We start from the raw sequence: 16,028 nt of genomic DNA on the forward strand, positions 1-16,028 counted from the left end.
TGGCTTATTTTTCTTAAGCGCTCTATTATTTATAGAACTGTTTAAGAAAACAGTGAGATCTTAGAAGAGTTTGATTTCTGTTTCAGGTGCTCGCTTTCCGCGGGGCAGGCGGTGAGCCACATTCGTGCGTTTCACTTTTAAGTGTCTCACCTGTCTAGTTGCACAGGCTAGCCCCTCGAGGTCAAAAGCTAATGGTCTAGAAGGCAAAGTGCGCCTTCCTAGCCAATTCATCTTTTGCTTGTCGGGGCTGAACGAGCCACTTCCACATATCGAACTGCCCGCCTGTCCTAGCCAAGAGTCTCGCACCTTGCATTACAATCAACATGTATTAGAAGCGAAACACAGAATTCACGACACTCGTGCTAGAAATGTTGACTGCAATGTTCTAAAGTAGATGGACAAACGAAGAAGCTTGGCAGTCAGTCCGCAAATTTGGAGCGGACATTATTAATGAAATATAATTTAACACAGACATCTGAAAATGTACTTTTTAACGATGATTAGAGGAGAGATCGGGATTAATGGAATTAAAAGAACTGCTTACATATTTAGTGAATTATAAAATGGATATTGAAGCCAATCCTGAAATTACCTCGATTGAAATGGATTCAAGGAAAGCTGGGAAAGGCTGTCTTTTTGTTTGTATGGAAGGACTTATGTTCGACGGCCATGATTTTGCCAAAACTGTTGCCAATAATGGTGCAGCGGCAATTTTAGCTGAAAAAGATGTAGATGTTAACATTCCAGTGATAAGAGTTAAAAACTCTAAGAAAGCACTCGCTGTTTTAGCTGATGCCTTTTATGGCCATCCATCTCAAAAGATGCATTTAATCGGCATCACGGGAACGAACGGCAAGACGACTACATCTCATTTGATCGAAAAGGTGTTTAGAGATGCTGGTAAAAGTACTGGGATGATCGGTACGATTGAGATGAGAATTAAAGACCGCAAATATAAAGTAGCGAATACAACACCTGATTCACTATTTTTGCAGAATGCCTTTTATGAGATGACAAAAGAAAAAGTAGATGTTGCTGTAATGGAAGTCTCTTCACATGCACTAGACCAAGGAAGAGTGTGGGGTTGTGATTTTAATATAGCAGTGTTTACAAATCTGACACAGGATCACTTGGACTACCATAAAAATATGGAAGAATACCAGTTTGCAAAAAGTCTTTTGTTTTCTCAAATGGGGAATGTTTATCAAAAGAGTGATCGAAAGGTAGCCGTTTTAAATAATGATGATCCTGCTTCCAAAATTTTCGAGAGAGTAACGGCAGCACAAGTCATTTCATATGGGATTGATAATGATAGCGATATTCGTGCAACAAACATAACGATTGGCTCTCAAGGTACGACATTTACATTAACTACACCAGTAGGAACAAGAGAAGTTACTCTTGAACTTATTGGTAAGTTCTCTGTTTATAACGTTCTTGCTGCTACTTCTGCTTGTTTATTATCCGGTTTAGACCTCGACCAAATTCTTTCCACACTCCAAGAGGTTACAGGAGTTCCTGGACGCTTCGAGCCAGTCATTGCAGGTCAGGACTTTACAGTGATTGTCGATTACTCACACACACCAGATAGCTTGGAAAACGTGTTAAGAACGATCAAGGAATTTGCTACAGGAAAGATAACTGCTATTGTTGGCTGTGGCGGTGATCGGGATAAAACGAAACGTCCTATAATGGCAGGTATTGCTGCGAATTTAGCAGACAGTGCTATTTTTACAAGTGATAATCCTCGAACAGAAGATCCACTCCAAATCTTAAAAGATATGGAAGAAGGGGCTGACGAAGGGAATTATGTAACGATTCCAGATCGTAAAAAAGCGATTGAATATGCAGTCGGACTTGCGAAAACAGATGATGTTATTCTAATTGCCGGCAAGGGGCATGAAACCTATCAGATCATTGGTAAAGACGTGTTTGAATTTGATGATCGAGTCGTTGCAAAGGAAGCGATTGAGGCGGTGAAAAAATGAAATTAGACATAAAAGAACTGATTACGTTAGCTGACAAGGCAACTGGGAAACAAGATCACTTGTTATTAGAGGGAGTGTCAAAAGATACGCGGCAAAAAAGTGAAAATGCACTATATCTACCCATTGCTGGTGAGCGTTTTGATGGTCACGATTTCTTGCTGGATGCCATAAAACAAGGATGTACAGCAACGATTTGGCAAGAGGGAAAAGAATTGCCGGCGGAACTACCAGAAGATTTTCCGGTTCTTTACACAACGGATACCGTGGAATACTTACAAAAGATTTCAAAGTTTTATTTGAAAAAGATCAATCCTGTTGTTGTTGCTGTAACAGGCAGCAATGGAAAAACAACAACAAAAGATATGATTGAATGTGTATCTGCTGCAAACTTCAAAACCTATAAAACACAGGGGAATTACAATAATCATATCGGGATGCCTCTAACGATTCTTGCCATGGAAGAGTCAACTGAAGTTTTAATTCTCGAAATGGGTATGAGTAATTATGGAGAAATCTCTTTGTTAAGCAAAATTGCAGAACCTGATGTAGCGGTCATTACAAATATTGGTGAGAGTCACCTTGAACAGCTTGGAAGCCGCGAAGGGATTGCAAAAGCAAAGCTTGAGATCGCAGTTGGATTAAAGCAAGGCGGGTTGTTCATCATCGATGGAGACGAACCGCTTCTTTCTCATGTGAAAGGTGAGAATGTACTGCAAGTAGGATTTGGCGATTCCTCTACTTTAAAACTGTCAAATATAAAAACAGATGCAAAAGGTGTTTCCTTTACTCTCGAAGAGGGCACTACCGTTTATCGTATTCCTATGCTCGGCCGTCATAATATAAAAAATGCAGCATATGCGATAGCAGTTGGGCATTATTTGAATATAGAAGAAAATAAAATTTTAGAGGGTCTTGAGAGCCTTAAGGTAACTTCAATGAGACTTGAAATGAAAAGCGGAAAGAAGGAAACACTTCTTATTAATGATGCTTATAATGCAAGTCCGACAAGTATGATTGCTGCATTAGAAACACTCTCAGAGTTAAAGGACTATTCTATAAAAGTTGCAGTTCTTGGTGACATGTACGAATTAGGTTCAAACGAGGAAGAAATGCATAGGAATATTGCAAATCATGTGGATGAAACCATTAGCCATGTTATTTGTGTAGGCCAAAAAGGTGCTTGGATTGCAGATGAATTGAATAAACAGAAGCGGAAGAATCTTGAGGTTATTCAATGTCTGACGAAAGAAGAAGCAATTAAACCAATCGAAAAGCTGTTATCAAAAGACACTGCAATTCTTTTTAAAGCATCCAGAGGGATGGTACTAGAAACCCTTATATCTACATTTTTAGAAGAAGAACAGGAGTCGAAAAAATGATTGAGCAAGTCTTATTATTTACTTTAGTAACATCCTTCTTACTAGCGGTATTAAGTTCTCCCTTTTTTATCCCGTTTTTAAGAAGATTAAAATTTGGGCAGAGTATTCGTGACGAAGGACCGAAATCTCATCAAAAAAAGCAAGGAACTCCTACGATGGGGGGAATTGTAATCGTTCTGGCACTCGTGATCGCAACTTATGCGATGACAGCGAAGTTTTTTGCCATTACAGCCGAAACTCATTTGCTCATCCTTGTAACATTAGGATATGGACTAATCGGATTTTTAGATGATTTCATAAAAGTAGTGAAAAAAAGAAACTTAGGATTAACATCTAAGCAAAAACTAATTGGCCAGCTGGTTATTGCAGCTCTTTTCTTTTTAGGTTTAAGAGCAATCGATTTCTCAACTGTCGTTTCCGTTCCGGGAACTGATTTTTCATTTGACCTTGGCTGGTTCTATCCTGTTTTAGTCGTTTTCATGCTGATCGGTGCTTCAAATGCGGTTAACCTTACAGATGGACTAGACGGCTTGCTTGCAGGTACAGCAGCCATTGCATTTGGAGCATTTGCTGTACTTTCTTCTACTATTCTTCAATTCGAAGCAGCCATTTTCTCTGTTGCGGTGGTAGGAGCAGTACTTGGATTTTTAGTATTTAATGCGCATCCCGCAAAGGTCTTTATGGGGGATACAGGATCACTTGCGCTTGGTGGAGCGATTAGTGCCGTTGCAATTTTAACGAAGTTGGAGATCTTGCTGGTTATCGTTGGAGGAGTTTTCGTTATTGAAACACTCTCTGTCATGATTCAAGTCACTTCTTTTAAACTAACAGGTCGACGTGTTTTTAAGATGAGTCCCCTTCACCACCACTATGAATTATCTGGCTGGAGTGAATGGCGTATCGTTGTTACGTTCTGGCTTGTAGGACTTGTATTTGCTGCTTTAGGAATTTATTTAGAGGTGTGGGTTTAGATGAAAAACACTGAATTTTTTAAAGGAAAGAATATTTTAATTGTCGGATTAGCCAAAAGCGGTTTTGCTGCAGCAAAACTGCTTCATTCTTTTGGGGCGCATTTATTCGTAAATGATAAGAGCCCAAGAGAAGGAAATATGGAAGCTGAAAAACTGGAACAGCTGGGTATTGAAGTGGTTTGTGGAGCACATCCATTAACATTGCTTGATAAAAATCTAGATTTTATCGTAAAAAATCCAGGTATTCCATACCAAAATCCATTGTTATCTGAAGCAATAAAGCGCAATATTCCAATCTATACAGAGGTGGAAATTGCCGGGATGATCTCAGATGCTCCTATTATTGCGATAACAGGTTCGAACGGTAAGACAACAACTACAACTCTAATTGGTGAAATGTTAAAAAATAGTGAAAAGACACCGATTGTTGCAGGGAATATCGGGACTGTCTTTTCTGAGGTTGCTGCTGAATCAACACCGGATGATATTTTAGTAGCAGAACTATCTAGCTTTCAGCTAATGGGAACGGAACGATTTAAACCTGAAATCTCAGTGTTTTTGAATCTCTTTGAAGCACATTTAGACTATCATGGTTCCATAGATGAATATGGAAAAGCAAAAGCGAAGATAACTGAGAATCAGGATTCGGCTGACTATGTGATCTATAACGCTGATGATGAAAATGTAACAGCGTTAATGAAGGATTCTCGCGCTAAGCACATTCCTTTTTCTGTTACTCGGAAGTGTGAAGGGGTATACATACAAGAAGATGCCCTGTATTTTCAAGAGCAAAAAGTAATTGAGTTAAAGGAGATCGTTCTTCCAGGTAAGCATAATCTTTCTAACATTATGGCTGCGGTGGCGGCTTCATTATTAGCAGGAGCTACAAAAGAACAGATTCGCCACGTTTTAACTACTTTCCCTGGAGTGAAACACAGGCTTCAATATGTTGAAGAAAAAAACGGCAGGCGCTTTTACAATGACTCCAAAGCTACGAATATTTTAGCAACAAAAGCAGCACTCTCAGCATTTCAAAATCCTGTCATTCTTCTTGCGGGAGGGCTTGACCGAGGAAATTCGTTCGACGATCTTATACCTGCTTTAAAAAATGTTAAAGCGATGGTTACATTTGGCCAAACAGCTGAAAAACTAGCAGATGCAGGCAAACAAGCAGGAATAGAAACAATTAAACGTGCTGATAATGTGGAAGAAGCTGTTCCCCTTGCTTACAGTCTTTCACATGCAGAAGATGTTATATTGTTATCTCCCGCTTGTGCAAGCTGGGATCAATATAAGACTTTTGAACAAAGAGGGGACATGTTTATCAACTCCGTGCATAAACTTAAATAAGGTTTGTACAAAAAACAAGAGTTGAGGTGTTTCCCTTTGCCTGCAACGAGATCAACCCCTGATATTATTATGATTGTGGTCACGCTATTGCTGTTATCCATTGGGATTATAATGGTTTATAGCGCCAGTGCGGATCTAGGTCTATACAAATTTGATGATGCGTTCTTTTTTGCTAAACGGCAGTTGTTATTTGCCGGGGTAGGGATTGCAGCGATGTTTTTTATTATGAACATCAACTATATGACATGGAGAGTCTGGTCTAAGATTCTGTTAATCATTTGTTTCGTATTGCTGATTGCCGTTCTCATTCCAGGAGTCGGTATGGTGCGCGGCGGTGCAAGAAGCTGGATTGGTGTAGGAGCTTTCTCCATACAGCCTTCTGAGTTTATGAAACTCGCCATGATTACTTTCTTAGCTAAGTATTTATCAGAGCACCAAAAAAAGATCACATCACTAAAAAAAGGCTTGGTGCCTACACTAGGTTTAGTGATGGTCGCTTTTGCTATGATCATGCTGCAGCCTGACTTGGGTACTGGAGCTGTTATGGTTGGAACAAGTATCGTTATGGTGTTTGTGGCAGGTGCCCGCATCTCTCATTTTGTAGGTATGGGTTTGATCGGTCTAATCGGGCTTGCTGGATTAATTATTTCAGCTCCTTATCGAATTAAGAGGATTACTTCATTCCTTGATCCGTGGAGCGACCCTCTAGGAAGTGGCTTTCAGATCATCCAGTCTTTGTATTCCCTTGGTCCTGGAGGGCTGCTCGGGTTAGGTTTAGGTCAGAGCAGACAGAAGTTTGGTTATCTTCCTGAACCGCAAACAGATTTTATTTTTGCCATACTTTCTGAGGAACTTGGATTTATCGGCGCTGTCTTTGTTTTAATCCTCTTCAGCCTGCTGCTATGGCGTGGAATCAGAATTGCTTTAGGAGCTCCAGATCTATTCGGCAGCTTTTTAGCAATCGGAATCATTGGAATGGTGGCCATTCAAGTCATGATAAACATCGGAGTAGTCACTGGATTAATGCCGGTAACAGGAATAACATTGCCATTTTTAAGTTATGGAGGTTCATCTCTAACATTGATGCTTGCATCAATCGGAGTCATCCTCAATATTAGCCGCTATTCAAGGTATTAATACTTGAGTTTATAGGCATTTTCTCTTATTCTAAACATAGCGATTTAAAGACAATACCCTGTCAATCATGGCAGGGTATCTTCTTTTTCTGTTTTCTTTTTTGGTGTTAATTATTTCTTGAAACTCATCATTGCCAAGTTAATTGGAGTGAAAGGTGCGAGACTCCTGGGGGATAAGCGTGACAGGTGAGACACTTAACGTGCAAAGCACGAAGTGGCTCACCGCACGCCCCCCGGAAAGCGAGCATCCTGTAACGGAAATTAACCACTTTCAAGAGCGCCAACGATAATTTGATGTCGTATTTCAAAAATAAGTAACAAAAAGAGTAATTCATTCGAATACTACTTTGTCGATGTTTATGAACATTGAAAACATGGAAAAGATTAACGCATAGCATATAAATAGAATGATGCGTATGAACGTAGGGGGTTTTTTTATGATGTATAGCCAATTAGCGGAAAAATTAAAAAATGAAGATTTAGGAACTGTCCTTGTTAATGAACCATTAAAAAATCATACCACTTTAAAAATTGGGGGTCCTGCCGATCTTTATTATGAGCCTAAAGACATTGAAAGCCTAAAAAAAGCTTTAACTTATATGAAAGAAGCTAATGCTCCGATTCGCGCAATTGGAAGAGGATCAAACCTTTTAGTTGCTGACGGAGGAATTGAAGGAGTTGTTATTAAAGTAGGGGAGGGGCTTAACCACCTTGAAAAAAGTGACACTAAAATAAGAGTAGGCGGAGGATACTCCTTAATTACTCTTGCAACTCTAATGTCTCGTGAAGCATTTACCGGTCTTGAGTTCGCAGCGGGTATTCCTGGGTCAGTCGGCGGTGCCGTATTTATGAATGCTGGTGCACACGGATCAGATATGTCCAAAATCCTAGAAAAAGCTTTAATCCTATTCCCTGACGGGGAATTAAAATGGCTTTCAAACGAGGAACTTCGTTTTTCTTACCGTACATCCGTTCTTCAAGAAACAGGGGGGATTTGTGTTGAAGCTGTGCTCATCTTAGAAAAAGGTGAAAAAGAAACCATCATGGCAGAGCTTAAAAAGAACAAAGAGTATAGAAAAAACACTCAGCCGTGGAACTTTCCATGCTGTGGTAGTGTGTTCCGCAATCCATTGCCGAATTATGCGGGTCAGCTCATTGAAAAATCAGGGCTAAAAGGTACACAGATTGGTGGAGCTCAAGTATCTGAAATGCATGCGAATTTCATTGTGAATACAGGGGATGCCAAAGCAAAAGATGTATTAGATCTTATTAGCTATATTCAAAAAACAATTAAAGAAAAGCACGATGTCGAACTGGAAACAGAAGTTGAAATTATCGGCCGAAATGATTAACAAAAAATTGGATAAATAGTGCTGAAATGGGTGTTATCCGTGCTATAATACAAAGAACAAGAAAAAATTAACTTTTGACGTTTCTAAAAGAACGATTGCATTTCGTTTTTCTTCTAATAGTTGGACTGTAATCAGTACCTTTTATGAAGACTTGGCGTCTCACTGCCAAGTTCTTTTATTTCGTTCATCAGTTAATGATTTCTTGAACTATATTTATAAAACGGAGGAAGAGGATGGACAAGGTAAAGGTTGTCAAAATTGAGGACCGAATTCCGAAGCTGAAAGAACACCGTAAACAAAAAGCAAATCGCCGTCTTATATTTTACTTGTCCTTTTTCTTCCTGTTATTAATGGTCGTTGTTTATTTTCAATCTGACCTAAGTCATGTGAAAAAAATTACGGTCTCAGGCAACTATTTTGTAACCGATAATGACATTTTGAAAAAAAGTAAGGTTTCTACAAAAACAAAATACTTAAATGTTTCAGAGGACGACATTGCGAAAAGGTTAGAAAGCATCAACGAGATCAGTTCGGTATCTGTTGAAAAAAAGTTTTTTAACCAAGTAGTTATCAAAGTTAGTGAATTCCAGCGGGTTGGTTATTTTAGAAAAGAAAATACATATTATCCGATGCTTCAGAACGGAAAAATGTTAGAACCTCTTAAAAAGAATGAGAGACCAGTAAATGCTCCAATCATCGTGAGCTGGGAAGATCCTGAACAGCTTGAAACGATGGCACAGGAACTTCAAAAGCTTCCAGAGGGAATCATACATCGGATTTCCGAGATAACGCATACACCTGCTTCAAATCAATCTAATCAACTAACTTTGTTTATGACAGATGGCAACAAAGTTGTCACTTCGATTCCGAAGTTCTCTGAAAGGCTTTCTGCATATCCGTCTTTAGTGGATGAGTTGAAGCCTGAAGAAAAAGGCACGTTTTATTTAGGAATCAGCACACGCTTTGAAAGATACAACCGAGCAGTTACGGAGGAAAGTAATGAGCAAAATTAGTGGGAAGCATCTTTTTTTGTCACTAATCCTTCTAGTTACCGGGTTCATATTATCCTTCTCCTACCAAAGAGCACAGATTGAAAAGCACAATGTTGTTCAAAACAATGAATGGAAAAAAGAAGATTCGTTGCGAAGCCAGATTCTTAATCTTCAAAAGACAAATCGCGAACTAGCAGTCGAACTTCAGGGGCTGCAGCAGAATGTTCAGAAAAAAGAAAGCAAGCTGGCTAATCAAGAGGAGATATCTTCTAAACTAGTTGAAGATTTAAATGAGCTCAGAATGATAGTTGGAAACGTGAAAGTGAAAGGGGAGGGAGTAGAAGTTACTCTTCAAGACTCCTCTTATATTCCAGAAGGGGCGAATCCTAACGATTATATCGTCCATGAAGAACATATTAGAAGTGTTATTGACGAACTGCACGTATCAGGTGCAGAAGCGATTGCGATAAACGGACAGAGAATTTCTCATGACACGTATATCGCGTGTATCGGACCTGTTGTATCTGTGGATGGCAATCAATATCCTGCACCCTTTGTCATTACCGCTATCGGTAATTCTTCCACTTTGGAAAAGTCTTTAAATTTATATCTAGTTAATAAAATTGTAAATGATGGTGTGGAAGTAAGGGTGGAAAAAGAAAGCGCGATCGAGATGGAGCCATTTATTACAGAAGAGGGATGAGTGACTTGAAAGAAAGACAATTCATGTTTGCAACAATTGCCCTCATTATCGGCGGAATGCTGGCGATCCAATTTGAGACCACAAACAACCCTATCGTTCGAGACACTAGAGATCTATGGGATTTAAGAGCTGATTTGGAAAAAGAAAAACAGCGTCAGCAGGAGCTTAATGAGGAACTTGAACAATATAGTGAACTTTTAAATCAGTATCAAGGTGATGGTAAGGAAGAAAAAATCCAGGCAATGGAAAATGCACTGTCAGATTTAAAAAAACAGGCCGGATTAACCACAGTTAGCGGACAAGGAATCGTGATAACGATCGAACCTTTTAATGACGAGCTAATTGGAGTAGATCGCCCTCTGCCGAAAATTGATCCTGATATGCTAAGAAGACTTGTTAATGAATTAAATAGATATGATGCTAAAGAAATCAGTATTGATGGCCAGCGTATCGTATCTAAAACACCGATCCGGGAAGTAAATGGAAACATTTATATAAATAATGAGCCTGTTTCTTCTTTTCCAATCGAAATCAGAGTACTGGCAAAAGACAATGAAAAACTTCACCAGAAGATCATTGCTTCACCTGCTGTAGAAGAGTTTATACGAGAAAATTTCCTTGTGGAATCCTCTCCAGCAGCAAAAGTTATTCTGCCAGCCTTTGATAAAAGTATGAAAGTTAAGTTTATGAAACCGGCAAAGGAGGAAACTTAAGATGTGGTTACCGGTACTTGGACTATTATTAGGTCTCTTATTGGGTTTCATGTCTGATATCCGGGTCCCTCCTGAATACTCAAATTATTTATCAATAGCTGTATTGGCTGCATTGGATACACTTTTTGGTGGTATCCGTGCACACCTTCAAGGCAGTTTTGAAGATAAAGTGTTCATTACAGGTTTTTTCTTTAATATTTTACTGGCTGCCGGGCTCGCTTATTTAGGAGTACACCTTGGTATTGACCTGTATTTAGCTGCAATTTTTGCGTTTGGTGTAAGGTTGTTTAATAATATTGCTGTTATCAGGCGATTAATTATTTCAAAATGGTCAGATTCACGCAAAAAGGCCTAAAAAATTTGAAAAAACGGTAAAAAAAAAGAGGGATACCCCGTTGTTTGTGGAATTTATTCCATAATTAAGCGAAAATCAAGGAAAATTAATTATTCATCTTATAAAGGTGAAGAGGATTTAATGGATGAAAGGTTAGGAGGTGCCACAGAATGAACAGCAATGAAATTTATGTAAGTTTAGACATCGGTACATCCAATATTAAGGTAATCATTGGAGAAATGACCAGTGAATCCTTTAATGTTATTGGTGTTGGCCATGCAAAATCAGCTGGAATCAGAAAAGGTTCCATTGTAGATATTGATGAAACTGTTCGTTCCATACGGAAGGCCGTAGAGCAGGCAGAAAGAATGTTAGGTATTCCGATTAATGCTGTAATTGTAGGTGTGAAAGGAAATCATATTCAACTTCAGCCTTGTCATGGTGTAGTAGCAGTATCAAGAGAAGACCGTGAAATTGGTGATGATGATATTGCTAGAGTAATAGAGGCAGCCCAAGTGATGTCTGTGCCTCCAGAAAGAGAAATTATAGATGTGATCCCTCGACAGTTCATTGTTGATGGAACAGATGAGATTATTGATCCGAGAGGCATGTTAGGTGTGCGCCTTGAGATGGAAGGAACGGTTATTACTGGTTCCAAGACAATCCTACATAATTTATTACGTTGCGTGGAGCGGGCAGGACTTACAGTGGCGGATATTTGTTTAGAGCCATTGGCTACATCATCAATTGCACTTTCACGAGATGAGATGGAACTTGGAGTTGCATTAATCGATATTGGCGGTGGATCAACAACGCTTTCTGTTTTTGACCAGGGCACAATGCAGCTTACTTCTGTTCTTCCAATCGGCGGAGACTTTATTACAAAAGATATTTCAATTGGTTTAAGGACATCTGCTGAGGATGCAGAGAAAATTAAATTGAAGCATGGTCATTCATTTGTGGATTATGCATCAAAGGATGAGACATTTACTGTTTCACAAATTGGTTCTTCACAAGACCAGGAAATCTCTCAATATGAACTCTCTTTAATTATTGAGGCCCGCATGGCTGAAATATTTGAGATGATCGACGATGAATTGCATCAGCGCGGATATTCCGAATTGCCGGGCGGTTTTGTTATTACAGGTGGGGTTGCTGCCATTCCTGGTGTACTCGAACTCGCACAAGATATCTTCCAGCAGAATGTTAGAGTTTCATTGCCGGATTATATCGGAGTTAGGGAACCGAAATTCACAGCTGGAGTTGGATTAATTCAATTCACGCACAAAAACATTAAAGTCCAAGGTAAAGAAGTTGCTTCTGCATTAGCTGAAAATGCTGGAGAACCTTTACCTAAGAAGAAACAACAATCCAGCCAAAAGCCGGCTCAAGAAAAACAGCCTGGTGGCATGAAATCAAAAGTCAAAGACTGGTTTGGTTTATTTTTCGAATAACATTAAGGAACTAGTCATTAGGAGGAACGCTCATGTTAGAGTTTGATATGAATATGGATCAATTGGCGACAATTAAAGTTATTGGTGTTGGCGGCGGCGGAAGCAACGCGGTTAACCGAATGATTGAGCACGGTGTACAAGGAGTAGAGTTTATTTGTGTTAACACAGATGCTCAAGCACTAAATCTTTCAAAAGCTCCAGTGAAAATGCAAATTGGAACAAAATTGACTAGAGGATTAGGTGCAGGCGCAAATCCTGATATTGGAAAGAAAGCTGCAGAAGAAAGCCGTGAGCAGATTGAAGAAGCACTTAGCGGTGCTGATATGGTTTTCGTAACTGCTGGAATGGGCGGAGGTACTGGAACAGGTGCAGCACCTGTAGTAGCTGAGATCGCTAAAGACCTTGGAGCTCTTACAGTTGGTGTTGTGACTAGACCATTCACGTTTGAAGGGCGTAAACGTTCTACACAAGCTGTAGGCGGAATCTCTGTTTTGAAAGAAAAAGTAGATACGCTTATCGTGATTCCAAATGATCGTTTGCTTGAGATCGTTGACAAGAATACACCAATGTTAGAAGCATTCCGTGAAGCAGATAACGTTCTTCGTCAAGGTGTACAAGGTATCTCAGATTTGATCGCAGTACCAGGATTGATCAACCTAGACTTTGCAGACGTGAAAACGATCATGACTGAACGTGGATCAGCACTTATGGGTATTGGTGTTGGTACAGGTGAAAACCGTGCCGCTGAAGCAGCGAAAAAAGCCATCTCATCTCCACTTCTTGAAACTTCTATCGATGGAGCAAAAGGTGTGTTGATGAATATTACGGGTGGAGCAAACTTGAGTCTTTATGAAGTTAACGAAGCCGCTGATATTGTATCTTCTGCTTCAGACCCTGAAGTAAATATGATCTTCGGTTCTGTAATCAATGAAGAGCTAAAAGATGAGATTTTAGTAACGGTAATCGCAACAGGTTTTGATGAGGCTGAGAAAATGGTGAATAACCAGCAGAGAGCAGAACGTCCAAGAATGCAGCAGCCTCCTGCATCTAGCCAATCTCATTCTTCACAAAGCCAATCGCAGCCACAGAACCAATCACAAGGTCAATCACGCGAAGAAAGTCAGTCAGAATCAAGAGGCACTTCTTATACAAACGCTGATTCAGACACGCTAGATATTCCAACATTCCTGCGTAACCGCAGCCGTAACAGAAGAAGATAAATGCAAAAATACAAGCATGTTCTCGAGAAAACGAGAGCATGCTTTTTTTGTTTTTGTCAAAATCCCTTTCTTAGTGCAGTTTTCTTATTCATTGTTGCTAATGTTAGTAGTTGATTTCCGCTCCAGGTTGCTCGCTTTCCACGGGGCGTACGGTGAGCCTCCTGCCGCTTTGCGCCTTTAGGAGTCTCCACCTGACCGCTCGTCCCGTAGGAGTCGGCAACCTTGCGCTCCAATCAACATGCAAATGAAGAGAATGAAATAAGATTAGAACATTCAAAATCAACAAACTATAGAAAACAGCAAAAAATTATTGCTTTTGTCTTTCTCTACAACAGTGATACTTGACAAGTAAAATGTTGCTGCAAAGAGGGTTTATGAAATGCTTAATTGTACCGTTGATTGGAGTGTAAGGTGCGAGACTCTCGGCTAGGACAGGCGGGCAGGTGAGACACTTAAGAGTGAAACGTACAAATGTGGCTCACCGCCTGCCCCGCGGAAAGCGAGCACCTGAAACGGAAATCAACCACTTCCAAGTGCAGCAAGGATGACAAAAAAAGCGTTTAATTTTGTCATATTCTTGTCCTTCAAGCGTATATCTAACATATAAGTTTTTTTGACAAAAAAAGAGAAAATAAGAACAATACTTCTCTCATAAACTGACAGACTTTCAAACAACCTATACGTTATACTAATTTCAAAATTAAGAAAGGAGAAAACCAATGACCCTATATTTGGACGTCATTTGGTTTCTTAATTTCTGCATTGATTATGTATTGATTTCTCTAACAGCGTATGTGCTTAAGCGCAATGCATCGAAAACAAGAATCCTTCTTGCCTCACTAGTAGCATCTTGTTATGTGTTTCTAGTGATCTACCCAGAACTTATGTTATTTTCACAGCCGGTCTTAAAGTTTCTTTTCTCAATTGTGATCATGATTATTGCATTTGGATTTAAACGGTTTAAATTTGTACTGAAGAATATTGCCATGTTTTATTTTGTCTCTTTTGTAACAGGCGGTGGAATTTTTGCTCTTCATTACTTTATGCAAAGTGATGCTGTGATTATGAATGGAGTTATTACAACAAAAAGCACAGGTATGGGTGATCCGATAAGCTGGCTATTTGTTGCAGTTGGTGTACCTGCTCTCATGTATTTCTCTAAGAGAAGAGTTGATGACATTGCTGTGGAAAAAATGGATTCCAATAGTTTTGTCTCTGTAAAAATCTCAATAGGAGAAGTCATTATTACTGCAAATGGACTTATTGATACTGGTAATAAATTATATGATCCGATTTCAAAAATGCCTGTAATGATTCTTGATATGAACATTCATGGGAATTCATTTCCTGAAATTATCCAAAGTGCGGCAAAGGATGTCCTGTCAATGGACACCGGTGAAAACGAGCATCCTTGGCTTAACAGACTTAGAATCGTACCCTATCGAGCTGTGGGGCATCAGCAATTTTTAGCATGTCTAAAACCAGATCACATTGAAATTGAGAAGGATGGAAAACCGGTTGTTTCACCTCAAAGTTTAATTGGATTAAGCTGGACGGTATTATCTAGTGAAGGTCAATTTGATGCGATTGTGCACCCAAAGATGTACCTGCAACATGTACAAGCGTCTTAGTATGAGGATAAGGTGAAAGGGGAGTTATTATGTTCAATAAGTGGCGTCTTAAATTAACAATGTATTGGTATAAGCTGTTATTTAAACTTGGACTCAAGTCGGATGAGATCTATTACATTGGTGGTAACGAAGCATTACCACCGCCATTAAGCAAAGAAGAAGAAGCCATTCTGTTAGAAAAATTGCCTTCTGGTGACCAAGCAGCTAAATCACTTCTAATTGAACGAAACCTTCGCCTTGTTGTTTACATCGCGCGCAAATTTGAGAATACAGGGATAAACATAGAAGATTTAATCAGTATTGGAACAATCGGTCTTATTAAAGCGGTTAATACGTTTAACCCAGAAAAAAAGATCAAACTTGCCACATATGCTTCCAGATGTATTGAGAATGAAATATTGATGTATTTGCGCCGAAATAATAAAACACGCTCTGAAGTATCCTTTGACGAACCTTTAAATGTCGATTGGGACGGGAATGAACTTTTGCTTTCGGATGTTTTAGGTACAGAGGACGATATCATTACCCGTCGAATTGAGGCAAATGTTGATCGAAAGTTACTATTAAAAGCACTGTTTACCTTAAATGACCGTGAAAAACAGATTATGGAACTTCGCTTTGGTTTATCTGGCGGTGAAGAAAAGACGCAAAAAGATGTAGCAGATATGCTCGGAATATCTCAATCCTATATTTCCAGACTCGAAAAACGAATTATTAAGAGGCTTCAAAAAGAATTTAATAAGATGGTTTAGACATTATTCCGTATAGCATGATTACTCTTTTACAGTTTTAATCAAAATTTACA

15 protein-coding genes are annotated in these 16,028 nt (G+C 39.3%); 14 read left to right on the forward strand and 1 reads right to left on the reverse strand.

Translation table 11 applies throughout. The annotated features are described in order from the left end of the window. Positions 1 to 60: 60 nt before the first annotated feature. The gene (locus AWM68_RS21410; protein WP_156488374.1) at positions 61 to 207 is read right to left on the reverse strand and encodes a hypothetical protein; all 147 of its coding nucleotides are present in this window, start codon (positions 205 to 207) and stop codon (positions 61 to 63) included. A 314-nt stretch (positions 208 to 521) separates the two neighbouring features. On the opposite strand from AWM68_RS21410, the gene AWM68_RS09615 reads away from it, so the two are divergent. From AWM68_RS09615 to sigE, 14 genes are all read left to right on the forward strand, one after another. After that, a complete protein-coding gene (locus AWM68_RS09615) occupies positions 522 to 1,988 on the forward strand; it encodes a UDP-N-acetylmuramoyl-L-alanyl-D-glutamate--2,6-diaminopimelate ligase (protein WP_066240527.1) in 1,467 nt (488 codons plus the stop codon). Next, positions 1,985 to 3,367, forward strand: a complete 1,383-nt coding sequence (locus AWM68_RS09620) for a UDP-N-acetylmuramoyl-tripeptide--D-alanyl-D-alanine ligase (protein ID WP_066240531.1) — start codon at positions 1,985 to 1,987, stop codon at positions 3,365 to 3,367. Before AWM68_RS09615 ends, AWM68_RS09620 begins: the two co-directional genes overlap by 4 nt. Beyond that, positions 3,364 to 4,338 (forward strand): phospho-N-acetylmuramoyl-pentapeptide-transferase, encoded by a 975-nt coding sequence (mraY, locus tag AWM68_RS09625; RefSeq protein ID WP_066240534.1) that lies wholly within the window; start codon positions 3,364 to 3,366, stop codon positions 4,336 to 4,338. Before AWM68_RS09620 ends, mraY begins: the two co-directional genes overlap by 4 nt. Next, positions 4,339 to 5,688, forward strand: a complete 1,350-nt coding sequence (murD, locus tag AWM68_RS09630; protein ID WP_066240537.1) for a UDP-N-acetylmuramoyl-L-alanine--D-glutamate ligase — start codon at positions 4,339 to 4,341, stop codon at positions 5,686 to 5,688. Between the two features lie 69 nt (positions 5,689 to 5,757). Beyond that, the gene (gene spoVE / locus AWM68_RS09635) at positions 5,758 to 6,825 is read left to right on the forward strand and encodes a stage V sporulation protein E (protein ID WP_419865583.1); all 1,068 of its coding nucleotides are present in this window, start codon (positions 5,758 to 5,760) and stop codon (positions 6,823 to 6,825) included. 436 nt (positions 6,826 to 7,261) lie between these two features. Further along, complete coding sequence (gene murB / locus AWM68_RS09640) at positions 7,262 to 8,176, forward strand: UDP-N-acetylmuramate dehydrogenase (protein WP_231868411.1); 915 nt, start codon at positions 7,262 to 7,264, stop codon at positions 8,174 to 8,176. A 233-nt stretch (positions 8,177 to 8,409) separates the two neighbouring features. Continuing rightward, positions 8,410 to 9,189 carry a cell division protein FtsQ/DivIB gene (locus AWM68_RS09645; RefSeq protein ID WP_066240543.1) on the forward strand — a complete coding sequence of 260 codons (780 nt, stop codon included), beginning with the start codon at positions 8,410 to 8,412 and terminating at the stop codon, positions 9,187 to 9,189. Beyond that, on the forward strand, positions 9,176 to 9,871 hold the full coding sequence (locus tag AWM68_RS09650) for a DUF881 domain-containing protein (protein ID WP_066240546.1): 696 nt from the start codon (positions 9,176 to 9,178) through the stop codon (positions 9,869 to 9,871). The genes AWM68_RS09645 and AWM68_RS09650 overlap by 14 nt, the downstream gene beginning before the upstream one ends. A 5-nt stretch (positions 9,872 to 9,876) precedes the next feature. Next, positions 9,877 to 10,584, forward strand: coding sequence for a DUF881 domain-containing protein (locus AWM68_RS09655; protein WP_197468159.1), 708 nt, complete (start codon positions 9,877 to 9,879; stop codon positions 10,582 to 10,584). Between the two features lies 1 nt (position 10,585). Continuing rightward, complete coding sequence (locus tag AWM68_RS09660) at positions 10,586 to 10,939, forward strand: small basic family protein (RefSeq protein WP_066240553.1); 354 nt, start codon at positions 10,586 to 10,588, stop codon at positions 10,937 to 10,939. A gap of 149 nt (positions 10,940 to 11,088) precedes the next feature. Beyond that, positions 11,089 to 12,372 carry a cell division protein FtsA gene (ftsA, locus tag AWM68_RS09665; RefSeq protein WP_066240556.1) on the forward strand — a complete coding sequence of 428 codons (1,284 nt, stop codon included), beginning with the start codon at positions 11,089 to 11,091 and terminating at the stop codon, positions 12,370 to 12,372. Between the two features lie 32 nt (positions 12,373 to 12,404). Next, complete coding sequence (gene ftsZ, locus AWM68_RS09670) at positions 12,405 to 13,592, forward strand: cell division protein FtsZ (RefSeq protein WP_066240558.1); 1,188 nt, start codon at positions 12,405 to 12,407, stop codon at positions 13,590 to 13,592. A gap of 719 nt (positions 13,593 to 14,311) precedes the next feature. After that, entirely contained in the window at positions 14,312 to 15,223 is a 912-nt protein-coding gene (spoIIGA, locus tag AWM68_RS09675; protein WP_066240561.1) for a sigma-E processing peptidase SpoIIGA, read from the forward strand. Positions 15,224 to 15,252: 29 nt separating this feature from the next. Further along, the gene (gene sigE / locus AWM68_RS09680; RefSeq protein WP_066240564.1) at positions 15,253 to 15,975 is read left to right on the forward strand and encodes an RNA polymerase sporulation sigma factor SigE; all 723 of its coding nucleotides are present in this window, start codon (positions 15,253 to 15,255) and stop codon (positions 15,973 to 15,975) included. The last annotated feature ends 53 nt before the right edge of the window (positions 15,976 to 16,028 follow it).

The sequence above is a fragment of the Fictibacillus phosphorivorans genome (assembly GCF_001619875.1).
GTDB lineage: Bacteria > Bacillota > Bacilli > Bacillales > Fictibacillaceae > Fictibacillus > Fictibacillus phosphorivorans_B.

Excerpts from the sequence above, each read along its gene's own strand:
- AWM68_RS09615 (WP_066240527.1), top strand. The coding sequence starts at position 522 with ATGGAATTAAAAGAACTGCTTACATATTTAGTGAATTATAAAATGGAT.
- AWM68_RS09620 (WP_066240531.1), top strand. The coding sequence starts at position 1,985 with ATGAAATTAGACATAAAAGAACTGATTACGTTAGCTGACAAGGCAACT.
- mraY (WP_066240534.1), top strand. The coding sequence starts at position 3,364 with ATGATTGAGCAAGTCTTATTATTTACTTTAGTAACATCCTTCTTACTA.
- murD (WP_066240537.1), top strand. The coding sequence starts at position 4,339 with ATGAAAAACACTGAATTTTTTAAAGGAAAGAATATTTTAATTGTCGGA.
- spoVE (WP_419865583.1), top strand. The coding sequence starts at position 5,758 with ATGATTGTGGTCACGCTATTGCTGTTATCCATTGGGATTATAATGGTT.
- murB (WP_231868411.1), top strand. The coding sequence starts at position 7,262 with ATGATGTATAGCCAATTAGCGGAAAAATTAAAAAATGAAGATTTAGGA.
- AWM68_RS09645 (WP_066240543.1), top strand. The coding sequence starts at position 8,410 with ATGGACAAGGTAAAGGTTGTCAAAATTGAGGACCGAATTCCGAAGCTG.
- AWM68_RS09650 (WP_066240546.1), top strand. The coding sequence starts at position 9,176 with ATGAGCAAAATTAGTGGGAAGCATCTTTTTTTGTCACTAATCCTTCTA.
- AWM68_RS09660 (WP_066240553.1), top strand. The coding sequence starts at position 10,586 with ATGTGGTTACCGGTACTTGGACTATTATTAGGTCTCTTATTGGGTTTC.
- ftsA (WP_066240556.1), top strand. The coding sequence starts at position 11,089 with ATGAACAGCAATGAAATTTATGTAAGTTTAGACATCGGTACATCCAAT.
- ftsZ (WP_066240558.1), top strand. The coding sequence starts at position 12,405 with ATGTTAGAGTTTGATATGAATATGGATCAATTGGCGACAATTAAAGTT.
- spoIIGA (WP_066240561.1), top strand. The coding sequence starts at position 14,312 with ATGACCCTATATTTGGACGTCATTTGGTTTCTTAATTTCTGCATTGAT.
- sigE (WP_066240564.1), top strand. The coding sequence starts at position 15,253 with ATGTTCAATAAGTGGCGTCTTAAATTAACAATGTATTGGTATAAGCTG.